This is a genomic window from Actinoplanes siamensis (genome assembly GCF_016862395.1).
Lineage (GTDB): Bacteria > Actinomycetota > Actinomycetes > Mycobacteriales > Micromonosporaceae > Actinoplanes > Actinoplanes siamensis.
The window spans coordinates 1-23,793 of sequence record NZ_BOMW01000029.1; the positions used below are offsets into that span (position 1 = coordinate 1).

The 23,793-nt window shown below is 74.0% G+C and carries 21 protein-coding genes and 1 pseudogene; 10 read left to right on the plus strand and 12 right to left on the minus strand.

The genetic code is table 11. The features are described 5' to 3' along the window. Window positions 1-211 precede the first annotated feature (211 nt). Complete coding sequence (locus tag Asi03nite_RS16110) at window positions 212-928, minus strand: DUF2306 domain-containing protein (protein WP_203680603.1); 717 nt, start codon at window positions 926-928, stop codon at window positions 212-214. Window positions 929-1,009: 81 nt separating this feature from the next. Between Asi03nite_RS16110 and Asi03nite_RS16115 the strand changes: the two genes are divergently transcribed. From Asi03nite_RS16115 to Asi03nite_RS16125, 3 genes are all read left to right on the plus strand, one after another. Then, window positions 1,010-1,723: a TetR/AcrR family transcriptional regulator gene (locus Asi03nite_RS16115; RefSeq protein ID WP_203680605.1), complete on the plus strand. Its 714-nt coding sequence runs from the start codon at window positions 1,010-1,012 to the stop codon at window positions 1,721-1,723. Window positions 1,724-1,867: 144 nt separating this feature from the next. Further along, window positions 1,868-2,446 (plus strand): hypothetical protein, encoded by a 579-nt coding sequence (locus tag Asi03nite_RS16120; RefSeq protein ID WP_203680607.1) that lies wholly within the window; start codon window positions 1,868-1,870, stop codon window positions 2,444-2,446. Window positions 2,447-2,506: 60 nt separating this feature from the next. Continuing rightward, window positions 2,507-3,904 (plus strand): MFS transporter, encoded by a 1,398-nt coding sequence (locus tag Asi03nite_RS16125; protein WP_203680609.1) that lies wholly within the window; start codon window positions 2,507-2,509, stop codon window positions 3,902-3,904. A 162-nt stretch (window positions 3,905-4,066) separates the two neighbouring features. Here Asi03nite_RS16125 and Asi03nite_RS16130 read toward each other — a convergent pair whose 3' ends face one another. Genes Asi03nite_RS16130 through Asi03nite_RS16145 form a run of 4 tightly spaced genes read right to left on the minus strand, consistent with a single transcriptional unit; the run spans window position 4,067 to window position 7,836 of the window. Continuing rightward, the gene (locus Asi03nite_RS16130) at window positions 4,067-4,462 is read right to left on the minus strand and encodes an aromatic-ring hydroxylase C-terminal domain-containing protein (protein WP_203680611.1); all 396 of its coding nucleotides are present in this window, start codon (window positions 4,460-4,462) and stop codon (window positions 4,067-4,069) included. A 14-nt stretch (window positions 4,463-4,476) separates the two neighbouring features. Continuing rightward, window positions 4,477-5,220, minus strand: coding sequence for a succinate dehydrogenase/fumarate reductase iron-sulfur subunit (locus tag Asi03nite_RS16135; protein WP_203680613.1), 744 nt, complete (start codon window positions 5,218-5,220; stop codon window positions 4,477-4,479). After that, the gene (locus tag Asi03nite_RS16140) at window positions 5,220-7,166 is read right to left on the minus strand and encodes a fumarate reductase/succinate dehydrogenase flavoprotein subunit (RefSeq protein ID WP_203680615.1); all 1,947 of its coding nucleotides are present in this window, start codon (window positions 7,164-7,166) and stop codon (window positions 5,220-5,222) included. Before Asi03nite_RS16140 ends, Asi03nite_RS16135 begins: the two co-directional genes overlap by 1 nt. A 1-nt stretch (window position 7,167) precedes the next feature. Next, window positions 7,168-7,836, minus strand: a complete 669-nt coding sequence (locus Asi03nite_RS16145) for a succinate dehydrogenase cytochrome b subunit (RefSeq protein WP_275409424.1) — start codon at window positions 7,834-7,836, stop codon at window positions 7,168-7,170. Between the two features lie 143 nt (window positions 7,837-7,979). Between Asi03nite_RS16145 and Asi03nite_RS16150 the strand changes: the two genes are divergently transcribed. From Asi03nite_RS16150 to Asi03nite_RS16160, 3 genes are all read left to right on the plus strand, one after another. After that, a complete protein-coding gene (locus tag Asi03nite_RS16150) occupies window positions 7,980-8,903 on the plus strand; it encodes a LysR family transcriptional regulator (protein ID WP_203680756.1) in 924 nt (307 codons plus the stop codon). A gap of 54 nt (window positions 8,904-8,957) precedes the next feature. Then, window positions 8,958-9,716, plus strand: a complete 759-nt coding sequence (locus tag Asi03nite_RS16155; RefSeq protein ID WP_239102723.1) for a class I SAM-dependent methyltransferase — start codon at window positions 8,958-8,960, stop codon at window positions 9,714-9,716. 181 nt (window positions 9,717-9,897) lie between these two features. Then, window positions 9,898-11,625, plus strand: coding sequence for a substrate-binding domain-containing protein (locus Asi03nite_RS16160; RefSeq protein WP_203680620.1), 1,728 nt, complete (start codon window positions 9,898-9,900; stop codon window positions 11,623-11,625). Between the two features lie 19 nt (window positions 11,626-11,644). Here Asi03nite_RS16160 and Asi03nite_RS16165 read toward each other — a convergent pair whose 3' ends face one another. From Asi03nite_RS16165 to Asi03nite_RS16195, 7 genes are all read right to left on the minus strand, one after another. After that, complete coding sequence (locus Asi03nite_RS16165; protein WP_203680622.1) at window positions 11,645-13,102, minus strand: phytoene desaturase family protein; 1,458 nt, start codon at window positions 13,100-13,102, stop codon at window positions 11,645-11,647. Window positions 13,103-13,309: 207 nt separating this feature from the next. Beyond that, window positions 13,310-14,383, minus strand: coding sequence for a glycosyltransferase family 2 protein (locus Asi03nite_RS16170; RefSeq protein ID WP_203680624.1), 1,074 nt, complete (start codon window positions 14,381-14,383; stop codon window positions 13,310-13,312). Continuing rightward, window positions 14,380-15,135, minus strand: coding sequence for a carotenoid biosynthesis protein (locus Asi03nite_RS16175; RefSeq protein ID WP_203680626.1), 756 nt, complete (start codon window positions 15,133-15,135; stop codon window positions 14,380-14,382). The genes Asi03nite_RS16170 and Asi03nite_RS16175 overlap by 4 nt, the downstream gene beginning before the upstream one ends. A gap of 2 nt (window positions 15,136-15,137) precedes the next feature. After that, window positions 15,138-15,716 (minus strand): GNAT family N-acetyltransferase, encoded by a 579-nt coding sequence (locus tag Asi03nite_RS16180; protein ID WP_203680628.1) that lies wholly within the window; start codon window positions 15,714-15,716, stop codon window positions 15,138-15,140. Between the two features lie 3 nt (window positions 15,717-15,719). Beyond that, on the minus strand, window positions 15,720-16,388 hold the full coding sequence (locus Asi03nite_RS16185) for a monooxygenase (RefSeq protein WP_203680630.1): 669 nt from the start codon (window positions 16,386-16,388) through the stop codon (window positions 15,720-15,722). A 5-nt stretch (window positions 16,389-16,393) separates the two neighbouring features. Next, window positions 16,394-17,206, minus strand: coding sequence for an SDR family NAD(P)-dependent oxidoreductase (locus Asi03nite_RS16190; RefSeq protein ID WP_203680632.1), 813 nt, complete (start codon window positions 17,204-17,206; stop codon window positions 16,394-16,396). Between the two features lie 63 nt (window positions 17,207-17,269). After that, window positions 17,270-18,475 carry an MFS transporter gene (locus Asi03nite_RS16195; protein WP_203680634.1) on the minus strand — a complete coding sequence of 402 codons (1,206 nt, stop codon included), beginning with the start codon at window positions 18,473-18,475 and terminating at the stop codon, window positions 17,270-17,272. Between the two features lie 70 nt (window positions 18,476-18,545). Here Asi03nite_RS16195 and Asi03nite_RS16200 point away from each other — a divergent pair, with 70 nt between their 5' ends. From Asi03nite_RS16200 to Asi03nite_RS16215, 4 genes and pseudogenes are all read left to right on the plus strand, one after another. Then, complete coding sequence (locus Asi03nite_RS16200; RefSeq protein ID WP_203680636.1) at window positions 18,546-19,511, plus strand: helix-turn-helix transcriptional regulator; 966 nt, start codon at window positions 18,546-18,548, stop codon at window positions 19,509-19,511. 615 nt (window positions 19,512-20,126) lie between these two features. Next, complete coding sequence (locus Asi03nite_RS16205; protein ID WP_203680758.1) at window positions 20,127-20,528, plus strand: SAV_6107 family HEPN domain-containing protein; 402 nt, start codon at window positions 20,127-20,129, stop codon at window positions 20,526-20,528. A 518-nt stretch (window positions 20,529-21,046) separates the two neighbouring features. After that, window positions 21,047-21,625, plus strand: a pseudogene (gene imuA', locus Asi03nite_RS38920) (DnaE2-dependent mutagenesis accessory factor ImuA'); the annotation flags it as partial. 288 nt (window positions 21,626-21,913) lie between these two features. Then, on the plus strand, window positions 21,914-23,788 hold the full coding sequence (locus tag Asi03nite_RS16215; protein WP_203680638.1) for a Y-family DNA polymerase: 1,875 nt from the start codon (window positions 21,914-21,916) through the stop codon (window positions 23,786-23,788). Window positions 23,789-23,793 lie beyond the last annotated feature (5 nt).

Genomic DNA, 23,793 nt, shown 5'->3' on the forward strand with positions numbered 1-23,793 from the left:
CACTCCGCCCGCCGCTACCAGCGTGTCCACCGCTACCACCTCCTCTGCCGCGACCACCGCATGTACCGCCACGTGGGCTGCCACCGTCGCGGCCGCCGGCCGCGATGCCCGGGCCCAGCAGTCCCGCAGCCGGTCGCGGCGGGCTGGGCGTGCGGGGTGTGCCGGGCGGGTTGAGGGACGTCTCGCCTCCAGCCGGGGCCGGCGGCTGGGGTCACGGGTGGGGGAGGGCCGGCTCCGGGGTGGGGCTGGCGGATGGGCGGGAGTGGACGCGTCGGGTGCGGAGGTGGTCCCGCTCCAGCCACCACTGCGCGGCCAGCAGCGGAAGCGTCCAGCCCAGCCAGGCCGCCGCCGAGGACGCCACCCAACTGAGCAGTCCCTCGTCGCCGTGGAAGGTCGTGTCCAGCTGCGGGGACAGGGCGATCACGAAGACCGCCGCCCAGATGCGGTTGGTGATGATCGAGGCGGTCAGGGCGAAGCTGCGGATCATCCAGCGGCGGTGCTCGCCGAAGCGGCAGTGCCGGGCCGCCCGCCAGCCGGCCGCCGTGACGCCCAGCCAGAGCAGGGCGAGGACCACGTCGCTGGCGCGGGTGGACGGACCGTACGGCGTGTACGCCCCGATGGTCAGCGCGCACAATCCGGCCGGCAGCACGCCGCCGAACACGTAGACGCGGCCGATCCGCCGGTGGGCGGCCGGGTGCCGGCGGCGGAACCGGGGCCAGATCTGGAGCACCGCGGTGCCCAGCGCCACACTGCCGAACAGCACGTGCGGCACGAGCAGCCAGAAATGCGCGACGCCGAGCGAGGGCGGCTGCGGCACACGGGACCGCGCCGGGTCGAAGCTGAGGTACGGCGGGATCGAGAACGCCAGGAAGATCACCACGATCGCCGCGAACGGGACGATCCACGGACGGCGCCACCATCGGACCATGTCGGTTCCCCTATCTGCGTATGCCCTACGCAATTCAGCGTATGGCGTACGCGGAAATCCGTCGAGCCCTACGATGTGCCGATGGTGAGCGAGCTGCCCCGTACGCTGAAGGTCCTCTGGGGTGTCGCGGACCGCCCCACCCGCGGCCCGCAGGCGGCCCTCAGCCTGGACCGCATCGTCGCCACCGCCATCGAGATCGCGGACCGCGACGGCCTCGCCGCGCTCTCCATGGCCCGCCTCGCGGAACGGCTCGGCTGCGCGCCGATGTCGCTCTACCGGCACGTCGCCAACAAGGACGAGCTGCTGGTCTTCATGCAGAACACCGCCCCCGGCGAGCCGCCCGGACTCCCGCCGGGCTGGCGCGCCGGCCTGGCGACCTGGACACGGGCGCTGCGGGCGGTCTACTTCGCGCACCCGTGGATCCTGCAGACCTCGGCCGGACGGCCACCGCTGGAGCCGGGCCAGCTCAGCTGGCTCGACCGTGGACTGTCGGCCTTCGCGGAAACTCCGCTCGATCACCGGGAGCGCGTCCAGATGGTGCTCGCCGCCCTCTACCTCGGTCGTGGCGAGGCGCAGATCAGCGCGGTGTTGCTCAGCGGCACGCCGGACGTGACCGATTACGCCGGGGCGCTGGAGCGGTTCGTCACCGCGGACTGTTTCCCGGCTCTCGCCCAGGCGATCGCCGGCGGGGTCTTCCGCGATGACCAGCCGGACAACTCCTTCGAGGCCGGGCTGGCGCGTCTGCTGGACGGGATCGAGCTGCTGATCGACGCGAAGACTCCGGGCGGGAACTGACCGGCGGCGCGTCGGGGGGCGTGCGGGCGCGGGGCGCCGCCGAGACGGTCCGGGCCATGCCGGCGCCTTGATCTCGGGAGGTCCCGCCGCACTCCTACAGGCACAGGTCGTCAATGAAATGTTGACAACCTGTAGGATGGCGTCATGGTGAAACTGGCCGATCTGCGGGAGATCCGGGCTCGCCGGGCTCGTCTCGACGCCGAGGAACTGTCCCTGATCGATCAGGCGCGGCGGGCCGGCGCGACGTGGCCGGAGATCGCCGAGGCGCTCGGTCTGGCCAGCCGGCAGGCGGCGGAACAACGCCGGAACCGCCTGGCTCAGGCCGCCGAGCGCGACTCCCGGCCGCAGCGGGCCGAGCTCGACCGGGGGTACGGCGACAGCCTCGTCCATCTGCGGGAAGCCGCCCTCCACCTGCACCGCCGCATCGGCGCCGACCGGCGCTGGGACAGTCGTTTCCCGCGCGCCGCCCTGGTTCGCGAGACCCTGTCCGCCGCTCCCGACGCGCCGCCCGGCGCCCTGTTCGACCTGGTCGCGCAAGCACTGTCCGATCTCGGTGCGGCCAGCGGCGACGCGGGACCCGGTGATCCGGCCGGCCGGGCGGACGTCGCTGGTGAGACCGGTCGCGCGGGGCCCGCCGGCGCCCCGTCGCCGCGGCTTCCGGGACCGTTGCGGGATGCCGTGGAGCGGCTGCGGGTCAGCTTCGAAGGAGCAAGCCCGGGTTGACATGAAATCGCTCAACCCCACAGGATGTGAGTCTTAACGGCTCAATCCCGGGAGTGGTCCATGCGCCGGAACGCTCTGCTCTTCGTGTTGATCTCCCTTTGTTCCGGGTTCGGCAGTTCCGCGATGAGCCTGGCCGCCGGCCTCTGGATTCTCGACCTGACCGGTTCCGCGGGCCTGGCGGCACTGGCCGGGCTCGGGACCTACGCGCCGGTCCTGGCCGCCCCGTGGCTGGGCGCCCTGGTCGACCGGTTCCCGCGGCGTCCGTTGCTGATCGCGATCGACGTTCTGGTCAGCGTCGCGATCCTGACCTTGCTGGTGGCGCCGTCGGCCGCCTGGATCTATCCGGTGCTGCTGATCCGCGGCCTCAGCTACGTCCTTCTCGACGCCGGGGAGAGCGCCCTTCTCCCGGCGGCGCTGCCGCCACGGCTGCTGGGCGATGTCAACGGGTGGCGGTCCAGCGCGCAGGAGGGCACGAAGCTGCTGGCCCCGCTGGCCGGGGCCGCGCTGTACGCCTGGCGGGGTCCCCACGCGGTGGTTCTGCTCTGCGCTCTGCTCCCGCTGCTGACCGCCGGCTTGTACGCCGTGGTCCGCCTCCACTCACCTGATCCGTGGGGAGCGCCCGGCGTTCGCGGTGCGGGCGCCGAGGATGCTGCGGCGCCTGGGCCCGGGTCACCGGCCGAGCCTGGCTTGCCGGCCGAGCCCAGCCTGCGGGATCGGGACGGCGTGGGGGAGAAGCCGCGGGCGGACGGCGATGCCGGGGCTGTGACGATGGGGTGGGGGAGCGTCCGCGACGGGATCACGACTCTGTGGCGGGAGCCGCTGCGTACCCCCGTGGCGGTCGCGGCAGTGGCGATCTTCGTGTCCGGGCTGACCAACGCCGCTGTTCTGCTGCAGCTCGTCGACGGGCTGGGGCGGCCCGCCACTGAGCTGGGCATTCTCTCCAGTTGTCAAGGCGCCGGGTCGATCGTCGGGGGACTGCTGGTCGGTCGTCTGCTCGCCCGGCTCCCGGCCGCCAGGGTCGCAGCTCTCGGGGCGGTGATCTTCGCCGCCGCCTGCGTGGGCTGGGCTCTGCCCTGGTGGGGCGCGATGATCGCTGCGAGTGTGCTGGCCGGGGTGGGGCTGCCGTGGACTCTGATCGCCGGGGTCACGGCGATCCAGACCGGGACCGCCGAGCGGCTTCTGGGGCGGGTCGCGGCCACCGGGAACATGGTCATGTTCGGGCCGATCACGGTGGCCATTCCCCTCGGGGCGGTGCTAGTTCGATTCGGGCCTCGGCCTCCTCTGGTGCTCGGGGCGGTGGTGGTGGCGGTCGCGGCGGCTCTCGTGACCGTCGGCCGCCGGCCGGCGCGGGCGGCTCTCGCGATGGCCAGGCGGTGGCCGGCCCGGGTGGCCGGTACGGATGCCGATGCGAAGCTCGACCCGGTGCGCAGCGCCGTACCGGACGACGCCGTGAAGTAGCGGTCACCCGCTGGAGGGCGGCCAGTGAGGTTCGCGGCGCCGGGAAGCGGTCGGTCTCGGCGCGTCGGATGAGGTGGGGCAACGCCGGGAGGTGGCTGGTTGCTCCGGTTCTGCGGATGCGGCCGGCTGGTGACTGCGCGGACTGGTCGCGGGTGGGCGCACCTACTGGGCGATGAGCTTCGGGTAGTCGGTGATGTCGCCGGGGCTGTGGGTGGCGCAGCCGACGTAGTTGTCGGGGCGGATCAGGAACAGGATGGGGGTGTGCGCGTCGTAGGCGCTCCGTGCCGCGGGGGACGCGACTCGGTGGATGTGTACCGACGCGGGCAGGGCGGGGAGCTTGGCCTGCCAGTCGACGGCGAGGAGCGTGGCGTGGGGGCCGCGGAGGAGGTCGAAGACGCGGGTGCCGTCGGTGAGCGGGGCGTCCGGGGGCGGGCGGCGGGGCGGGAAGGAATCTGTTTGTGAAAACGCGCGGGCCGGAACCGGATGCCCGGCACGCCGTTGTGCCGGGCATCTGGAGTGTGTGACCCGGCGGCGGAACACCGCACGGTGTCCCGCCACCGGGGCGGAAAGGGTCAGCCCTTCGTGACGGCCTTGCGGTAGTCGCTGTTCAGGCGGCCGATCAGGCTCAGCGGGATGCCCTTCGGGCAGACCTCCGCGCACTCGCCCATGTTGGTGCAGCCCCCGAAGCCCGCGTCGTCCTGGGCCTGCAGCATGTCGATCACCCGGCTGTCGCGTTCCGGCTGGCCCTGCGGCATCAGGCCGAGGTGGGTGATCTTCGCGGCGGTGAACAGCATCGACGAGCCGTTCGGGCAGGCCGCCACGCAGGCGCCGCAGGCGATGCAGGTGGCCGCCTCGAACGCGGCGTCGGCGTCCTTCTTCGGGACCGGCGTGGCGTGGGCGTCCGGCGCGGTGCCGGTGGGGGCGCTGATGTAACCGCCGGCCTGAATGATCTTGTCGAAGGCGGAGCGGTCGACGACCAGGTCCTTGATGACCGGGAACGCCTTGGCGCGCCACGGCTCGACGTCGATCACGTCGCCGTCGGAGAAGTGCCGCATGTGCAGCTGGCACGTCGTGGTGGCCTTCTCCGGGCCGTGCGCCACGCCGTTGATGACCATGCTGCACATGCCGCAGATACCCTCACGGCAGTCGTGGTCGAAGGCGATCGGGTCGTCGCCGTCGAGGATCAGCCTCTCGTTCAGGACGTCGATCATCTCGAGGAACGACGCGTCCGGGGAGACGTCCTTGACGTCGTAGGTGACCATGCGGCCCCGGTCGCCGGGACCGGACTGACGCCACACCCGTACCTTGATGTCCATTACTTGTAGCTCCGCGTGCTCGGGTGGACGTACTCGAATTCGAGTGCTTCCTTGTGCAGGACCGGCTTGCCGTCGGCGCCGAAGTACTCCCACGCCGCGGCGTAGCTGAACTCGTCGTCGTGGCGCAGCGCCTCGCCGTCCGGGGCCTGACTCTCGGCCCGGAAGTGACCGCCGCAGGACTCCCGCCGGTGCAGCGCGTCGATGCACATCAGCTCGCCCAGCTCGAAGAAGTCGGCGACCCGGCCGGCCCGCTCCAGGTTCTGGTTGAGCTCCGCGCCCGTGCCGGGCACCTTCACCCGGGTCCAGAACTCCTCCTTGAGTGCCCGGATCAGGCCGATCGCCTTGGTCAGGCCCTCCTCGGTGCGCTCCATGCCGCAGTACTCCCACATGATGTGGCCGAGCTCGCGGTGGAAGGAGTCCACGGTCCGGTCGCCGTCGATCGTGAGGAACTTCTCGAGCCGGTCCTCGACCTGCTTGCGCGCCGTGACGACCGCCTCGTGGGTGTGGTCGATCTTCGGGAACGGGCCGGCCGCCAGGTAGTTGTTGATCGTGTTCGGCAGCACGAAGTAGCCGTCGGCCAGTCCCTGCATCAGGGCGGACGCGCCGAGCCGGTTGGCGCCGTGGTCGGAGAAGTTCGCCTCGCCGATCACGAACAGGCCCGGGATGGTGGACTGCAGGTCGTAGTCGACCCAGAGGCCGCCCATCGTGTAGTGCACCGCGGGGTAGATGCGCATCGGGACCTCGTACGGGTCCTCGCCGGTGATCCGCTGGTACATCTCGAAGAGGTTGCCGTACTTCGCCTCGACCGCCTTGCGGCCCAGCCGCTTGATCGCGTCCGCGAAGTCCAGGTAGACGCCGAGGCCGCCGGGGCCGACGCCGCGGCCCTCGTCGCAGACGTTCTTGGCGGCGCGCGACGCGATGTCGCGGGGGACCAGGTTGCCGAACGACGGGTAGATGCGCTCCAGGTAGTAGTCGCGCTCCTCCTCCGGGATGTCGCCCGGGGCCCGCTTGTCGTTCTGCGCCTTCGGCACCCACACCCGGCCGTCGTTGCGCAGCGACTCCGACATCAGGGTCAGCTTCGACTGGTGCGAGCCGGACTCCGGGATGCAGGTCGGGTGGATCTGCGTGTAGCAGGGGTTCGCGAACAGCGCGCCCTTGCGGTGCGCCCGCCAGGTCGCCGTGACGTTGCTGCCCTTGGCGTTGGTGGACAGGAAGAACACGTTGCCGTAGCCGCCCGAGGCGAGCACCACGGCGTCCGCGATCTCCGTGGTGATCTCGCCGCTGACCAGGTCGCGGACCACGATGCCGCGGGCCTTGCCGTCGACGATGATCAGCTCGAGCATCTCGTGCCGGGTGTGCATCTCGATGTTGCCGAGGCCGATCTGCCGCTCCATCGCCTGGTAGGCGCCGAGCAGCAGCTGCTGACCGGTTTGCCCCCGGGCGTAGAAGGTGCGGGACACCTGGGTGCCGCCGAACGAGCGGTTGTCGAGCAGGCCGCCGTACTCACGGGCGAACGGGACGCCCTGGGCCACGCACTGGTCGATGATGTTCACCGAGACCTGGGCGAGCCGGTACACGTTGGACTCGCGGGCGCGGAAGTCGCCGCCCTTGACCGTGTCGTAGAAGAGCCGGTAGATCGAGTCGCCGTCGTTGCGGTAGTTCTTCGCGGCGTTGATGCCACCCTGCGCGGCGATCGAGTGCGCCCGGCGGGGGCTGTCCTGGAAGCAGTACGACTTGACGTGGTAGCCGGCCTCGGCGAGCGTGGCCGCGGCCGAGCCGCCGGCCAGGCCGGTGCCCACGATGATCACGGTCAACTTCCGGCGGTTCGCCGGGTTGACCAGCTTGGCGCTGAACCGGCGGCGCTCCCAGCGGGTCTCGACCGGCCCGTCCGGGGCGGCGGTGTCGGCGATCGGGTCGCCCTCGGTCCAGAACTCGTTCTCAGCCATTTCAGTCCACCAATCCGGTCAGCACCGCGAACGGCACCGAGAGGTACCCGACGACCAGCACGAGGGACAGCGCGATCGCGATGTGCTTCGCGCGTCGCTGGCCCTTCATGGTCTGCTGGCCCAGCGTCCGGGCCGCGCTGAAGATGCCGTGCGCCAGGTGGAGACCGACGGCCACGATGGCGAGCGTGTAGAAGAGCGTCACGTACCAGCGGTCGGGCGCGAAGTCCTGGACCACGTTGGTGTACGGGTGCTCGCGGTCGCCGTTCGGGTTCAGGTGCCCGGTCGTCAGGTCCAGGATGTGGTAGATGGCGAACAGCAGGACGATCACGCCGCCCCAGCGCATCGTCCGGGCGCTGTAACTGGACTGGATCTTGGGGCGGTGCGCGTACTTCACCGGGCGGGCCGCGCGGGCCCGGCGGGTCAGCACGGCCGCCGCGTAGACGTGCGCGATCAGGGCGATCGTCAGGCCGGCGCGCTGGATCCAGAGATACCAGGTCTCCGGCAACAGCGGCGTGCCGAGGGACCGCAGCCAGTGCGCGTAGTGGTTGAAGTCGGTGGCGCCCAAGAAGATCTTGAGGTTGCCGACCATGTGCACGAACAGGAAGAGGACCAGCACGATGCCGCTCACGGCCATGATGATCTTCAAGGTGACCGACGAGGGCCGGACCACCGTGCGCGGGGTGGGCGTTGCCGTCGCCCCCGCCGCGTTCTTGGTCTTGGGAATAGGAGTGTCTACCGCCACAACCTGAACGGTAGAAAGTCCCGATCCATTCGTCTAATGCATGATAGGACCTGTGGCCATAGCTGTAGGCTATTACGGTGCAGCTGCAACAACTCAGGTACTTCCTAGCAGTGGTCGAGACCAGGCATTTCACTCAAGCAGCGGACATTCTGGGCGTCTCGCAGCCTACGTTGAGTAAGCAGATTCACACCCTCGAGGCGTCGCTGGGCGCCCCCCTCTTCGAGCGCATGCGGGGCGCGGTGACCCTCACCGTGGCCGGTCAGACGCTGCTCCCGATGGCCCGGCGGATCGTCGCCGACGCGGACGCCGCCCGCGACGCCGTGCAGGACATCGTCGGCCTGCGCCGCGGCGAGGTGCGCCTGGGCGCCACCCCCAGCCTCTGCTCCTCACTGGTGCCGACCGTGCTGCGCACGTTCCGCGCCGATCACGCCGGGGTCAAGCTGCGCATCAGCGAGGGCAGCTCGCAGGACCTGATCGCCGGGCTGCTCGCGCACAGCCTCGACCTGGCCCTGATCGTGCAGCCCGAGCACGGCGTGGACCCCGCGCTGACCACCACCGAACTGCTCCGGGAGAGCCTGGTGGTGGCGTCGGTCGCGGAGGGGCCGCCGCTCACCGTGGCGCGGCAGCTGGAGCTCAGCGAGCTGCGGCACACCCCGATGGTGATGTTCCGCGAGGGGTACGACATCCGCGAGGTCACTCTGCAAGCCTGCGAGCGGGCCGGCTTCACCCCGAAGCTGGCGGTCGAGGGCGGCGAGATGGACGCCGTGCTGGCCTTCGTCGAGGCCGGGCTGGGAGTCGCGCTGGTGCCCAGCATGGTGCTGGCCAACCGGCCGCTGCTGCGGGCCACGCCGCTGGCGCCGCCCGGGATGCGCCGGACGATCGCGCTGGCCCAGCGCCGGGCCGCGGTCCTGCCGCACGCCGCGGCCGCGCTCCGCGAGGTGGTGCTGGAACACATCACCTCCGGCCGGCTGCCGTTCGGGGTGCGCGCCCTCTGACCGGATGTCCACTTAGGGTAGTCAACTGCCCACCTCGCGTTTAGAGTCCTGGGTGTGTGGCTGGGCGAGTTCCACGACCCGCGGCTGGCCGAGGTCTACGACGCCGAGTGTCCCTGGGGCTGGGACGACGACTTCTTCATGGCGGTGCTCGCCGAGCGCTCCGCGCCCCGGGTGGCCGACCTGGGCTGCGGCACCGGCCGGCTGGCCATCGCCATGGCGCGGGCCGGTCACCAGGTCACCGCTGTCGACCCGGCGCCGGCCGCGCTGGCCGCGGCCCGGCGCAAGCCCGGCGGGGAGAAGGTGCGGTGGCTGCGGGGCACGGCCGGGCAGCTGCCCGGCCGCTCGTTCGACGCCGCGTTCATGACCGGCCACGTGGCTCAGTCCTTCGTGGACGACGAGGAGTGGGACGCGGCGCTGCGCGGGCTCCGGCGGGCGCTGGCGCCGGAGGGGCGGCTCGTCTTCGACAGCCGGGACCCGGCGTTCGCGCCGTGGGAGCAGTGGAATCCGGAGGACTCGTGGCGGACCGTGGTGCTCGGCGACGGCGAGGTGGTGCAGGCGTGGAGCGAGGCCTCCGAGATCGGGGCGGGCGCCGTGCGCGTCACCGGGCGCTACCGGTTCGCCGACGGGCGGGAGCTGGCGAACTCCGCGACGCTGCGGTTCCGTACCGAGCCGCAGTTGCGTGACTCGCTGCGTGAGGCGGGCTTCCGGGTGGACCGGATCTACGGTGGATGGGGGCGTGAGCCGGTCGGGCTCAGCGGCGACGGGGAGTTCATCGTGGTCGCCACCGCCGTTCCCCGGCCGACGACATCCTGACGGTCGGATCCGGTTCCGGGGCCGCCGCAGCCTCGCGTCGCCCGGGGGCACGCCGGAATGTGCCCAGTTCCTGTGCGGAGTCTTAAGGAGGCATTGCGGGACCTGAATCCCGGACTACTATCCGCAACCATCGGTCTCGACCTTTAGATAGCTGTCGATCTTCACGCGATGTCGAGGTGGCATGCCCGAGAACGAGTGGTCCGATCCACGACTGCCCGAGCCGGTCGAGTGGAGCCAGCCGCACCACGACCCGCCCCCGGGGCGGGGCCGCACCTTCCTGGCCGCCGCGGTGGTGGTCCTCATCGTGCTGGCCGCGGGTGGGATCGCCTGGCGCCTGATGAGCAACCGCGGCGCCACGCCGGTCGCCCAGCCCAGCGCAGCACCGACCACGGTCCCGGCGACCGCGCCGCCCTGCCCGGACCCGAAGCTGCGGGTCGCCGCGGCGCCGGAGATCGCCCCGGTGATCCAGCAGGCGGCGGCCGGCCTCGGCGAACCCGGGCAGCGCTGCTCGGAGGTCGTGGTGCAGGCCGCCGAGCCCGGCGCGGTGCTCGCCGCCAAGCCGCAGCCGGACGTCTGGGTGCCGTCCAGCAGCACCTGGCTGACCGTCGCGAAGTCGCGGGGCCACGCCTGGTCGGTCACCGGCGACCCGCTCGCCTGGTCACCGCTGGTGATCGCCGGGCCGGAGGCGATGGAGAGCCTGTTCGCCCCGAACGGCGCCACCTCCTGGACCGGCGTGGTGCAGGGAGCGATCCAGAAGCGGCTGCCCGCGGTCCGCATGCCCGACCCGATGCTCACCAGCATCGGCCTGCTCAGCGTCTTCGCCATCCACCAGGCCACGGCCCGGGCGAACCCGGACGCCGGCCTCGCCCAGCTGCAGGCGCTCACGCTGCGCAGCCGGCTGGAGAACGCGGCGGCCGACCCGGTCGAGCTGCTCGGCCAGATGGCCGGCGAGACCGACTCCACCGCCGCGACGTACGAGGTGGGCGTCTTCCCGGTCACCGAGCAGCAGCTCCTGACGTACCAGCGGGCGAAGCACGACGTCCGGCTGGCCGGTGCGGCGCCGGCCGACGGGCAGGTGGACGCCGACTACCCGTTCGCCACCCGCAAGGGCGCACCGGCCGACCTGGTCAAGCGCCTGCGCGCGGCGATCACCGGGGACTCGCTGAGCGCGGCCGGGTTCCGCGCCGCGGCCACCAAGGGCGCCCTGAGGGTGCCGGCCGACCCGGAGGCGCTGCTCGGCGCGGCCCGGCAGTGGTCCGGATACCAGTCGGTGGCGTTCCAGGTGCTGTTGCTGATCGACGCGTCCGGCTCGATGAACGAGAAGGTCACCGACCGGTCCGGGCGTACCGTCACCAAGGCCTCGCTGCTGCGCGAGTCCGGCGCCAGCGCGGCGCAGCTGTTCGGCGACGACACCAGCCTGGGCATGTGGTTCTTCGGCACGCCGGGGGCGAACAGCCCGGCGCACACCGAGGAGGTCCCGTTCGGGCCGATAGTCGCCGGCGCGGCCGGGAAGTCGCGGCGTGACGAGCTGGCCGCGAGGATCGGGGCGTACCGGCCGGTTTCGAACGCGGGGACGCCGCTCTACCGGACCGTGCTGGACGGGGTCGCCGAGATGCGCGGCCGGGTCAAGCCGAACACCGTGACGGTGGTGGTGGTTCTCACCGACGGCTCGGACGGCGGCACCCGGTTCCAGATGTCCCACGCGGACTTCCTGAAGAAGCTGACGGCCGGGGCGGATCCGGCGAAGCCGGTGCCGGTGATAGCTGTCGGTTACGGGCCGGACGCGAACATGCCGGCGCTGCAGACCATGGCGAAGGCGACCGGCGGCCACGCGATCGCCGCCAGGAACCCCGCCGACCTGGCCTCCGGCATAGCCCAGGCCTTCCTCGCCGCGCACGCCGGGAAATGACGTGTGCCGACCCCGGCCGTCACGGGCGCGATGCCCGCGAGCCGGAGGCGGCGCCGATGAGCCGAGCGACTATCTGAGCGGAGAGGGTGACCATCGGGAGTCCGCCGCCCGGATGCGCCGAGCCGCCGACCAGGAACAACCCCTCCACCGGGGCGCGGTTCGCCGGGCGGATCAGGCTGCCGGCGGTGCCGTAGATCGCACCGCCGGGCGCGCCGGTCGCCTCGGCCAGGTCGGCCGGCGTGCGGATCTCCGCGAAGAGCAGGCGATCCCGTACGTCCGGGCCGCGCTCGGCCAGCAGAGCGAGGATCCGGTCCCGGTACGCCTGCGCCAGCCCCGGCCGCCGCCAGTCCACCTGCCCCCAGCCGGTGCCCTGCGGGGCCGCGTTGACCAGCACGAACCAGGCCTCGTGCCGGTCCGGACGGACGCTGCTGTCCGGAGCCCGGGTGACGAACACCGCCGGGTCGCCGGCCGGCCGCGCCCGCCGCCCGGGACCGCCGAACACGGCGTCGAACTCGGCGTCGTAGTTCCGCGGGAAGAACACGTTGTGGTGGGCCAGTTCCGGGGTCTCCCCGCGCACGCCGAGCAGCAGCACGAACCCGGCCAGGCTGCGGTCGGCGAGCCCGGCCAGCGGTCCGGGGCTGGGCAGCAGATCGCGGTAGAGCGTGACGGCGTCCACATTCGAGACGACCGTGTCGGCCGGGACGAAGGTGCCGTCGGCCAGCCGGATGCCGCGGACCCGGCGATCCGCGTCGATGCCGCGGACCGCGGAGCCGAGATGGAGTCGTACGCCCAGAGCGGCGCACCTGTCGCGCAGCGCCGCGGCGATGGTGACCAGTCCGCCGGGCAGGTACCAGCCGCCGAAGGCGAGCTCCGCGTACGGGATCGCGGCCAGTGCAGCGGGCGCGCGGCGCGGGTCGGCGCCGGCGTAGGTCGCGTAGCGGTCCAGCAGCATCCGCAGCCGCCGGTCGCCCAGGTACTGCCGGCCCAGCGAGCGCAGGGACCGGCCGGGCGCGATCGCGGCCAGGTCACGGACCCGCCAGGAGAGCCGGGCCAGGGTCGCGGCGGTGACCGGGCGGCGCAGGACGGAGTCCCAGGAGGCGTGCCAGATGCGCTCGGCGCGCGCCCAGAAGCGGGCCCAGTCCCGGGCCGCGTCGTCGCCCAGCGCGGCGGCGATCCGGTCCAGGAAGACCTGGTGGTCGGAGGAGGAGTCGAGGACCGTGCCGTCCGGGAAGAAGTGCCGGACCACCGGGTCCAGCGGCTCGGGACGCAGGTCCAGGCCGAGCCCGTCGAAGACGTCCGGGAGGGTGAGCAGGCTCGGGCCGGTGTCGAAGCGGAAACCGTCCCGCTCGTAGCCGGCGAGTTTGCCGCCGACCTCACCGGACTGCTCGTACACGCTGACCCGGTGCCCGGCCTCGGCCAGCCGCACGGCGGCGGCCAGCCCGCCGACCCCGGCCCCGATCACCACGATCTCACTCATGCCAGGATGATCCGTGATGCCGGGCCGTCTGTCGCGCGGGGCCGGCCGCCTGTTCGTCAGGAGTTCCCCGTGCCGGAGTTACCGCCCACACCTGCGGCATCGTGACGATCCGCGCGAAACCGGCCTCGATGCCGGCCTTCAGTTCGGCTTGCCCGGCCTTCGGTGCGGAGGCGTCCGCAGCCGACTGACCGGCCCAGGGACGTTCGGTCAGGCGACCGGGCGGCCGCGCCAGGAGAGGCGGTTGCGGCGGCGCAGCTGGAACGAGCGGGCGATCAGCCAGGCGAACAGGGCGATCGAGAGCGGGTGGGCCAGCGCGTCCGGGAACGCCCGGCCGCCGGTGGCGCGGGCGGCGGCCACCCGGCCGGTGACGCCCAGCAGGTACGCGATCAGGGCGGGCAGCGACGCGAACGGGGCGAGCAGGGGTGGCAGCGCGTACAGCAGCAGGAGCGGGACCACGACGCAGGCCGCGCCGGCGGCGGACCCGAACGACGCCCACAGCGATTTGGCGTAGCCGTCGGCCAGCTCGCGCCAGGAGTCGTACATCCGGCAGGTGGCCAGCCGCGAGCCGTCGGCGAGCGCGATCCGGCCGCCGGACCGCTTCACCGCGCGGGCCAGCGCGATGTCCTCCAGGATCTCGCCGCGGACCGCGGCGTGGCCGCCGGCGCGCAGGTAGGCGGCCCGGTCCAGGACCAGCCACTGGCCGCCGGCGGCGGCCAGCGACGGCCGCGGCGAGGACTCCATGCCGCGCAGCGGCAGGAAGGTGAGCCAGGACCACTGCAACAGGGGCTGCACCAGCCGTCCGGCGCCGACGATCCGGGGGTACGGGCTGAGCAGCCCGGCCCCGCTGCCCCGCAACAGGTCCACGGCCCCGGCCACCGCGTCCGGCTCGAGCACCACGTCCGCGTCCACGAACACCAGCACGTCCACGTCCCCGGCCAGCTCGCCGAGGCGGTGGCAGGCGTGCGGCTTGCCGAGCCAGCCGGCCGGCGGCGGGGCGCCGGTGTGCAGCCGCACCCGGTCGCCGGCGATCTCCCGGACCAGGTCGGCGGTGCCGTCGGTGGACCCGTCGTCGAGCACGTGGACGGTCAGGTCCGCGAGGCCGCGCTGGGCGAGCAGCGAGCGCAGGCACGGCGCGACCCGGGCGGCCTCGTCGCGCAGCGGCAGCAGCACGGCGACCCGCTCGGTGGTGGCCGCGTCCCGGCGCGGACGGCGCAGCAGCAGCGCGTTGCCCACGGTGTGCGCGGCGAGCAGCGCCAGGATCGCGAGCCAGGCGACTGTCATGTGCCGGTGCGCAGGCGCGGGAGCAGGGGCAGGACCGCGGCGCCCATCAGGACGGCGCCCCACCCCGCGGAGGCCGGCAGGTGCAGGAAGACGGCGTGGGCGAGCGCCGACGACGCGTACGTCCAGAGCCAGAGCGCGAGAGCCGGCGCGTCGGTGGGCCGGGGCAGGTCCGCGGACCGCCCGGCGGCGGCCGCCAGCGCCGCCATCAGCAGCAGCGCGAAGCCCAGCCAGCCCAGGTAGTTGCCGATCGGCACGCCCGGGACGCCGGGCAGCGCGGGCACCGGATCCCGCCACCGCCAGTAGTCCTCGGCGACCATCTGCGGGTCGAGGAAGAGGTCCCAGGCGGCCAGACCGGCCGCGGCCACCGCGATCCGCGGGATCCGGCGCCGGGCGACGCGCAGCGCGGCCAGCCAGGCCGGCCAGGCCATCCAGGTCCAGGCCAGCGGGATGATCAGCGGCACGCCGAGGAGCCGTGGGCCGAGGCGGCCGGAGTACTCGTAGTCGCCGAACGGGAAGCCCGTGGCGACGCCGACCGCCTCGACCGCGAAACCACCCAGGGTCGCGGTCAGCAGCAGCGCGCCGGCGGCGCGCGGGCCCCGGGTGAGCAACGCGTGGGCCAGCGAGAAGGCGACGCCGAGCAGCACCGTGACCACGGTCAGGTGGGCCCGGGTGTCACCAGTGGTGAGCGGATAGCAGATCTGGGCGAGGACGAGCGCCCCGAGCAGGACCCAGGGCAGGCGGCGGATCGGCACGGTCAGGCGCCGGCGACGCCGGGCGCGTCCTCGACCGGCTGCTCGGCCAGCGGGAGCTCGCGGCCCAGCACCGCGAACGCGCGCTCGTCGCCGGGGAAGTAGAAGTGCCGCAGGACGTCCACGAAGCCGTGGCGCCGGTACAGCCGCCAGGCGCGGGACGCCTGCTCGTCGGCCTCCGGAGTGGAGAGCAGGACGGTGCGGCCCAGCGCCATGGCGAGCAGCGCGCGCAGCTGGCGGGCGCCCACCCCGTGCCCCTGGGCGGCCGGGCGCACGTGCAGCTCGACCACCTCGAAGCAGCCGGCCAGCCACTGCCGGCGGGCCGGCTCGCCGAGAGCGGACCGGACCTGGTCGTGCCACCACTGGCCGGGGGCGGAGGTGTAGCCGTACCCGAAGCCCATCAGCCGGCCCTCGGTGGTAAGCGTGGCCACCGCCCGGAAGCCGGGCCGGCGCACGTGCGAGCCGATGTAACCCCGGCGGGTCTGCAGCAGCTCCTGGCGGTAGCCCATCGCCTCGCCGTAGACCGCGACCACGTCGTCGAGCCGCCGCAGCAGGTCGTCCGGCTGCCACGCTACGAGCCTCATCGCTTAGCTACGCTCCTGTCGCTCGGCCCAGCCCAGCACGGACCGGTCACCGCTGATCCCGTGCACCGCGAACCGGGCGAACAGTTCCTCGGCGTACCAGCGGTCGGCCGGGGTGCGGGCGATCGCCGCGCGGTGCTCCGGCTGACGGTACGCGAACGCGGTGAGATCCGCCGCGTCGCGCCACACGCTGATCGTTCCCTGCCAGCCGATCGGCGCCTCGCCCACCCCGAACCGGGCCAGCAGGCCGGGCGCCTCGGTCACCTCCCGGGCCACCGCCGGGACCGCCCGCCAGAACCTCAGCGCCCGGGTGGGGCGCAGCCGGGCGCGGGTCAGCGCCAGCACCATGCCGTCCGGGCGGCGGCCGGTGGGCTCGAACGGGGTGTGGCCGGACCAGGTGCCCCGGCTGATCAGCGGCTCCAGGGCGACCCGCGCGTGACCGGTGGCGATCCGGTCCCAGGCCGGGAACCGTACCTCCGGATCGCCCACGGTGAGCGCCGCCCACCTGGTCAGATCGGCGTCGCCGGGACCGAAGGTGGTCCCGGTCCCGGTGCCCAGGAACTTGCCGAACCGCACGCCGGGCGGGCGGCGGCGGGTGACGGCCATGCGCAGCATGGCCGAGGCGACGGCGTGCCGCGGCACCCGCCAGACGTGGAGGGTGACGTCGGCCTGCATTCCGATCAGGCTAGTCCGGTCGCCGCCCGGCTCGCCTCCCACAGGCCCGCGGCCAGCTCCGGGTCACGGGCGTGCGCGGCCGGCCGGGTCACGGTGCGGCCGACGTAGTACGCGCCGTTCTCCAGCTGCCCGGCGGGGGCGGTGCAGAGCCAGGTGAGCAGCTCACCTGCCGCTTCCGGGGTGACCAGGCCGGGCGCGTACCGGTAGAAGAGCCGCATGATCCGGCCGTCGCCGAAGTTGGTGCGCACCACCCCCGGGTGGAAGCAGACGCTGAGCACGTCCGGCCAGCGCCGGGCGGCCTCGGCGGTGAACAGGATGTTCGCCGACTTGCTCGCCCCGTAGGACCGGAACGCCTGGTACGACCGGTAGTCGTCGGTGAAGTTGGTGCCCGGCTTCCCCTGCAGGTGCGCGCGGGACGAGGTGTTCACGATCCGGCCGCCGGCCAGCCGGTCGCGCAGCAGGTGGGTGAGCAGGAACGGGCCCAGGTGGTTGGCCTGCAGGGTGGCCTCGAATCCGTCCGCGGTCTCGCGGGGGCGGGCGATGATGCCGCCGGCGTTGTTGGCCAGGACGTCGATCTCCGGGACGTCGTCGAGCAGGTGGGCGGCCAGGGACCGGACCTCCGCGAGGTTCTCGAAGTCGGCCCGGTAGTGCCGCGGGGACCGGCCCTGACCGGCCTCCCCGACCTCCCGCACCGCCGCCGCGAGGCGGCCCGCGTCACGGCCGACGAGCACCACCTCGTCGCCGCGCGCCGCCAACTGCTTGGCGGCGGCCAGGCCGACGCCGGAACTGCTGCCGGTGATCACGATGGTCTGCGACATGACGCCTCCTGGCCCGCGAACGTGTCGTACCTCCCGTGCATCCTGACATCCGCGGGTCGTGGATCACCCGCTCACCCGGCCGCGGGCCCCGGGACGCACGCCGGCCGGCCGGGCCGTGGGCTCGCGCAGCGCGGGCGCGAGCAACAGGGTCACCGTCACCGAGGCGGCCGCGAGCAGGGTGATCGCGGTGGCCGGTGAGGTCAGCTCGGCCAGCGAACCGGCCAGCGCGGCGCACACCGCCTGCATGGTCAGCATGCCGGAGCTGTGCAGGCCGAGCGCCTGGCCGCGGTTCTCGTCCGGGGTCAGCTCGACGAGGCGTTCCTGGAGCAGCAGCGTGGAGCAGTACCCGACGGCCGCGATCACCGCCAGGGACACCGCGATCGCCGGTGACGGGCGCAGAGCGAACGGCAGATAGGGTACGGCCAGCAGCAACCGCAGGGACGGGGCCAGTCGCCGGCGCCAGAGCGGGGGCAGGAACCGGCCGGCCAGCACGTCGCCGGCGAGCATGCCCAGCGCGGAACCGGCCAGCAGCAGGCCGGCGCCGGCGGGGTTGAACGGCACGAACAGCGCCTCGCAGCCGACGATCAGGCCGTTGGGCAGCCAGAGTCCGGCGTACACCGGTCGTACCCGGGGAATCGCCCACAACCGCGCGTTGACCCGCCAGGTCGCCGCCACCGAGGGTCGGCCCGAGGCCCGCGCGGCGCGCCGGGTCAGGCCCAGCCGGATCACCAGGGCCGCGGCCAGGTGGAATCCGGCGCCGGTCAGCAGCGTCCCGGCCGGCGACAGCACTGTCACCAGCGCGCTGCCGGCCGCGAACCCGGCGATCTGCATGGCGCCGTTGGAGATGTTCAGCGCGGACCGGCCCAGCAGATAGGCGTCCGCGACCACGTCGGTGAGCAGCCCGGCGCGGACCCCGCCGCTCACCGACGCGGCCAGGCCCATCGCCAGCAGCACCGCGAACACCCCGGCGAGGGGCAGGCCGGGCAGCGCCAGCAGGGCGGTCAGCGCGGCGGTGAGCAGGGCGAGACCGCTGGCGGCGGCGCGCGGCGGCCAGCGGTCGGCCGCGGAGAGCAGCAGGGTGGCGCCGGCCATCTGCGCCAGGGCCGGGCCGAACATGCTCACGGCGGCGAGGAACGGCGATCCGGTGCGGGCGTAGACGTCGGTGGCCAGGGCCAGGCCGACGACCGTGCCGGCGGCGCTCTGCAGGCAGGTGGCGCCGAAGATCGGGGTGAATTCCGGCGTACGGAACAGCTGGCGATAGGTATGCATGGCTGGTGAGTCTTCGCCGGGGCCGGGACGGGTGGTTAATGTTTCGCGTGGCGGCGAAAGGTGGTGTCCCGTGGGCTGGTGGCAGATCGACGCGGACACGCTGGTCGCCAGCCGGTTCGTGCTCTCGTCGCTGGCCGAGACGACAGCGGGGCTGATCCGGCTGCGGTGGGACAGCGCGGAGCTCCCGCCGGACCGGGAGTGGCTGCGGGCGCACCGGCCGGCGTACCTGGCCCGGCTCGCCGCCGACCCGGTGACCGCGGAGCTGGTCGACGCGGCGCTGCGGCCGGGCTGGATCGCCGACTTCGTGGCGCCGCCGCCGTGGGTGGCGGAGCGGCCGTTCGGCGAGGAGGTGGCGGTGGTCCGGGGGACCCCGCCTGCGGACGCCCGGCGCGACATCACGGCGAGCCTGGGCGGGCGGCTGCCGGCGTCGCTGGCGCGTGACGATCTCGGCGAGCGGATGGCGGACCTGCTGACCTGGATCTGGCACACCGCGATCGAGCCGGACTGGCCCCGGCGCCGGCGGCTGCTGGAGGCCGACGTGCTGGCCCGGACCCGCCAGCTGAGCGTGGGCGGGTGGCAGGCGGCGCTGGACCGGATGCGCGGCGGGACGCGGTGGCTGGGCGGGGGCCGGCTGCAGATCAACGCGTACGACCATCCGCCCCGGGACATCTCCGGCGCCCAGTTGCTGTTCGTGCCGAACACCCTGGGTGGGGGATGGGTCGCCTGGCAGGAGCCGGACTCGTCGCGGTACGCGCTGATGTACCGGGCCTCGGGGGTGCTGGCGGATCCCGGGGGCACGGCGCCCGGGGCGCTGGGGAGGCTGCTGGGAGCGGGCCGGGCGCGGGTGCTGGCGGGACTGGAGCAGCCCCGGAGCGTCAGCCAGTTGGTGGTGGTCAGCGGGCTGGGTCTGGGGTCGGTGGGCGGGCACCTGCGGGTGCTGCTGGAGGCCGGGCTGGTGACCCGGCGGCGCGCTGGGCGCAGCGTGCTCTACATGCGCACGGCGGCGGGGGACGCGGTCGTCCGGGTCGCCGGCTGATCTTTCGGTGTCGATCACCTGTTCGAAAAAGTGGTCGGTGTGGCGCGGTTTTGTCGTAGGGGGGTGCTAGTCTTCGCTGTAGTTAGAACGGATGTTCGAGAGTTGCTCGTTCGGGCGGCCCTCGTTCTGGCGGACTCGGTTCGCGAGCCGTCCGTTCTGGCCTCGGGAGCATGTTTCGCGGCGTGTCTTCCGGGCGCGGCACGCGCGAAGTGCCGTGTGCGTGGTCCGGGCATTCGCGGGTTCGGGCCTCGTGACAGAGGCAGGCCGCCGCTCGCCACCCTCGACCCCCGGTGGTGGGCGGCGGACCCGCCGGCAGTGTCCGGCCGGGTGTGGTGTGGGGAAGCTTCACATCCGGCCGGTCTGCAGCCGGGGCTCCTACTGCCCGTGGGGCCCCGGCACCCGGCCTCACGGCCGCTCCCCCGCGGGGGCGGTCCAGGCCAGGCCCGTTGCGTCTTCCTCCGCAGCGGTCCGGTTCGGCCGGCACGTCGGATGCGGAACAGGCGAGGAGAAACGACCATGGCGAGCCCCGCGGCCCCCGGCCTGATGCCGGTCCCCGGTTCGGCGAGCGCGACCGGTGCGACCGCCCGGGCCGATGCGCCCACGGTCCCGGCGCACATGCTGCCGCACCGCAGCCCAGCTCAACTTCTGGCGATCGCCCGGCAGAGTCTGTCCGAGGCGGCGCACACCACTCCCGACGGCCTGCGATACGCGGCGGCTCATCTGGCCGCTCTGCGCGCGGCCGCGGCTCTGCTCGCCGCCCGCGCCCGCCCGGCCGCGTCCGGGCGGCGGACCAGGGCGACCAGCGTCTGGTCGCTGCTGGTGATGGTCGCGCCGGAGTTCGGTGAGTGGGCCGGTTACTTCGCCCTCGGCGCCGGCAAGCGGGCGGCGGCCGAGGCCGGCATCCCGCATGTGGTGAGCGCCCGGGAGGCGGACGACCTGCTGCGGGCCGCGGAGCAGTTCGTGACGGTGGCGGAGTCCTCGCTCGGGTTCTCCTGCCAGCCGCCCCTGGCCGCCTGAGCCGGCCGCGGCCGGGGCCTGATCGGTCTCGTCCGTCGCCGGCGATGCTCCGGCCGCCGTGGGGAGTCGGCCCGGGGTGATCCGACGCCGGTGGCGGGGGTCGTCGACATGACTGACTCGGGCCGCCGCCGGTGGCGGGGGCGTCTGTTCTTGTCTGTCGGAACGTCGGGTTGATCAGATGACCGGCTTCTGCCGGGAGGGGGCTGGGTTCGGCTTCGGCCCGGGGCGCGCCCGGGGGTGTGCGCGGCTGGGGCGCCAGGGGTGTCGCCGCGGTTCGAGGAACACACGGGGAACAGAGCGGGGCACGATGGCAGGGCGCATGATCAGCGGGACGGCTGCCCTCGCGGGACTGGTGCGTACGGCGAGCGAGGCGGATGAGCCGGGTGCGCACCGGATGCTGCCGGTTGCGGCTGAGCTGGGCAGTCTGCTGCCCGGGGGTGGGCTGCGGCGGGGGAGCACGGTGACGGTGGCGGCCGGCCGCGGCGTCCCGGCTGATCGGAGCGTGCCAGCCGATCGGAATGCGCGCGCCGGCCGGATCGCGCCGGCCGGCGGGTGGGTTGCGCCTGCCGGTGGGCGGAGCGGACGGGGGAACGCTTCTGCCGGTGGTGGAGCTGTGCGTGCCGGCGGGACGGCCCCGGCCGGGGGTGGGACCTCGCTGATGCTGGCCCTGCTCGCGGCGGCTTCCCGGGCCGGGTCGTGGTGTGCGGTGGTGGGGCTGCCGGCCCTCGGGGCGCTGGCGGCGGCCGAGAGCGGGATCGCGCTGGAGCGGCTCGCCCTCGTGCCGGAGCCCGGGTCGGACTGGCCGACAGTGGTGGCGGCGCTGATCGACGGGGTGGACGTGGTGGTCACGGCCGTGCCCGGGGCGGTGTCCGGGACCGTCGTGAGCCGGCTGGCGGCCCGGGCGCGGCAGCGGGGATGTGTGCTGGTGCCGTTCGGGGACTGGGCCGGGGCGGACGTGACCCTGCAGGTCAGCAGCGGCCGGTGGGAGGGGCTCGGGGACGGCTGGGGGCGCCTGCGGCGACGTGAGGTGACAGTGCTCGCCAACGGACGCGGGGCCGCGGCCCGGCCCCGGGAGCTGACTCTCTGGATGCCCGGTGTGACGACCCGGCCCGGCCGTCCGGAAACCCGGTCCACCGCGCCCCGGGAACGTCCGGGGCCCTCGGCGGTGCCGGACAACCGTCCCCTGCACGCCGTTCCCTCCCCGCCGGCCGGCGCGGCTGATCCGCACGGTGGCCGCCAGGAGCGGAGGGCTGCCGTGCGGACCGGTTCGGACGGTCCGCGGACGCGGTTCCAGGCGGCGCCGGGGTCCGCGGCGCCGGGGCTCGCGCCGGGGTCCGCGGCGGCCGGGGTCGCGGTGGCGGCGGGGGCCGGGGTGGGGGACTGACGTGGACGCGGGATCGCGGACGTTGCTGGTCTGGTGTCCGGACTGGCCGGTGGTGGCAGCGGAGATCGAGTTGGGCGTGCCGGCGGCGGCGCCGGTGGCGGTGTTCGCCGGGAACCGGGTGCTGGCCTGTTCCGAGGCGGCCCGGCGGGAGACCGTGCGGCGGGGGCTGCGACGGCGGGACGCGCAGGGGCGGTGTCCGCAACTGATCGTGGTGGAGCACGATCCGGGGCGGGACGCCCGGACGTTCGAGGCGGTGGTCGCGGCGGTCGAGGAGGTCGCGGCCGGAGTCGAGGTGGTACGACCGGGAGCCTGCGCGCTCGCGGCCCGGGGACCGTCGCGGTACTACGGCGGGGAGGAGGCCGCCGCGGAGCGGATCGTGGAGCACATCGCGCAGGCGTGTGCGGTGGAGAGCCAGGTGGGGATCGCGGACGGGGTGTTCGCGGCCGGGATCGCGGCCCGGACCGGGCAGATCGTCGAGCACGGAGGGACGCCGCGGTTCCTGGCCGGGATGCCGGTCGAGGCGCTGGACCGGCCCGAGCTCACCGATCTGCTGCGCCGGCTCGGGGCGCGGACGCTGGGGGAGTTCGCCGCGCTGCCGGCCGGTGACGTGCTGACCCGGTTCGGGTTCGACGGGGCGCTGGCGCACCGGCTGGCCTGCGGCGCCGATCACCGGCCGCTCGCGGTCCGGCAGCCGCCGCCGGATCTGGCGGTCTCCGGGACGTACGACGAGCCGCTGGACCGGGTGGACACCGCCGCCTTCGCCGGCCGGGCGCTCGCCGAGCGCCTGCACGAGCGGCTGGCCGGGCACGGGCTGGCCTGCACCCGGCTCGGCGTCGAGGCGGTCACCGCGGACGGCCAGGAACTGCACCGGGTGTGGCGGCACGACGGCCTGCTCACCTCGGCCGCCATCGCCGAGCGGGTGCGCTGGCAGCTCGACGGCTGGCTGACCGGCGGGCGCCGGAACGGGCCGCCCCGGCCGACCGCCGGGCTGGTCCGGCTGAGCCTGATCCCGGACGGCATCCTGGCGCACGCCGGCCTGCAACCCGGTCTGTGGGGCGACGCCGGCGCCGGACGGGACCGCGCGCACCGGGCGTTCAGCCGGGTCCAGGGCCTGCTCGGGCCGGAGGCGGTGGTGACGCCGGTGATCGGTGGTGGGCGTTCCGGGGACGACCAGGTGCGCTTGGTGCCGTGGGGCGACGAGCGGTCGCCGAGCCGGCCGGCCGCGCCGCATCAGGAACCGGTCCCAGGGCTGGTCACCGTGCCGTTGCTGGATCACGCGATCGCCCCGGAGCTGCCCGGCCGCCCGGCCGGGCCGGGCCCACGCGGGTTCCCGATCCCGATCCCGGAGAGAGCCGAGAGAGCGGAAGGAGCGGAGAACCCGGAAAGGGCGGGGAACCCGGAGAGCGCTGGGCGCGGGGCGGAAGCCGACGGAGGGGAGCGGGCGACGGGACCGCGGGGCCGCGGCTCGGCGGCCGCTGACGGCCGGGCGGGCGCCGCTCCGGCCGTACCGCCGAAGCACACGGGCCGCCAGGCCCGGCCTCCCCGGCTGCCACCCTGGCCCGGCCGCCTGCCCCGGCCGTCGCCCGCCCTGGTCCTTCCCGAGCCGATCCCGGTGGTGGTGCACGACGAGCTCGGCCTCCCGGTCGGAGTTTCCGCGCGCCTCGAGCTCACCGGCCGGCCCGCGACGCTGAGCGCCGGGCGGTCCGCGCCGCTGGAGATCACCGGGTGGGCCGGGCCGTGGCCGATCGAGGAGCGCTGGTGGGCGCCGGAGGAGGCGCGGCGGCGGGCGCGGTTCCAGATGGCTTTGTCGGACGGCCGGGCGGTGCTGATCTCGCTGGCCGCCGGCCAGTGGACGGTGGAGGCGATCTATGACTGAGCGGG

Coding starts and splice junctions, on each gene's coding strand:
- Asi03nite_RS16110 (WP_203680603.1), bottom strand. CDS start 928: ATGGTCCGATGGTGGCGCCGTCCGTGGATCGTCCCGTTCGCGGCGATC.
- Asi03nite_RS16115 (WP_203680605.1), top strand. CDS start 1,010: ATGGTGAGCGAGCTGCCCCGTACGCTGAAGGTCCTCTGGGGTGTCGCG.
- Asi03nite_RS16120 (WP_203680607.1), top strand. CDS start 1,868: ATGGTGAAACTGGCCGATCTGCGGGAGATCCGGGCTCGCCGGGCTCGT.
- Asi03nite_RS16125 (WP_203680609.1), top strand. CDS start 2,507: ATGCGCCGGAACGCTCTGCTCTTCGTGTTGATCTCCCTTTGTTCCGGG.
- Asi03nite_RS16135 (WP_203680613.1), bottom strand. CDS start 5,220: ATGGACATCAAGGTACGGGTGTGGCGTCAGTCCGGTCCCGGCGACCGG.
- Asi03nite_RS16140 (WP_203680615.1), bottom strand. CDS start 7,166: ATGGCTGAGAACGAGTTCTGGACCGAGGGCGACCCGATCGCCGACACC.
- Asi03nite_RS16160 (WP_203680620.1), top strand. CDS start 9,898: ATGCCCGAGAACGAGTGGTCCGATCCACGACTGCCCGAGCCGGTCGAG.
- Asi03nite_RS16165 (WP_203680622.1), bottom strand. CDS start 13,102: ATGAGTGAGATCGTGGTGATCGGGGCCGGGGTCGGCGGGCTGGCCGCC.
- Asi03nite_RS16170 (WP_203680624.1), bottom strand. CDS start 14,383: ATGACAGTCGCCTGGCTCGCGATCCTGGCGCTGCTCGCCGCGCACACC.
- Asi03nite_RS16180 (WP_203680628.1), bottom strand. CDS start 15,716: ATGAGGCTCGTAGCGTGGCAGCCGGACGACCTGCTGCGGCGGCTCGAC.
- Asi03nite_RS16185 (WP_203680630.1), bottom strand. CDS start 16,388: ATGCAGGCCGACGTCACCCTCCACGTCTGGCGGGTGCCGCGGCACGCC.
- Asi03nite_RS16190 (WP_203680632.1), bottom strand. CDS start 17,206: ATGTCGCAGACCATCGTGATCACCGGCAGCAGTTCCGGCGTCGGCCTG.
- Asi03nite_RS16195 (WP_203680634.1), bottom strand. CDS start 18,475: ATGCATACCTATCGCCAGCTGTTCCGTACGCCGGAATTCACCCCGATC.
- Asi03nite_RS16205 (WP_203680758.1), top strand. CDS start 20,127: ATGCTGCCGCACCGCAGCCCAGCTCAACTTCTGGCGATCGCCCGGCAG.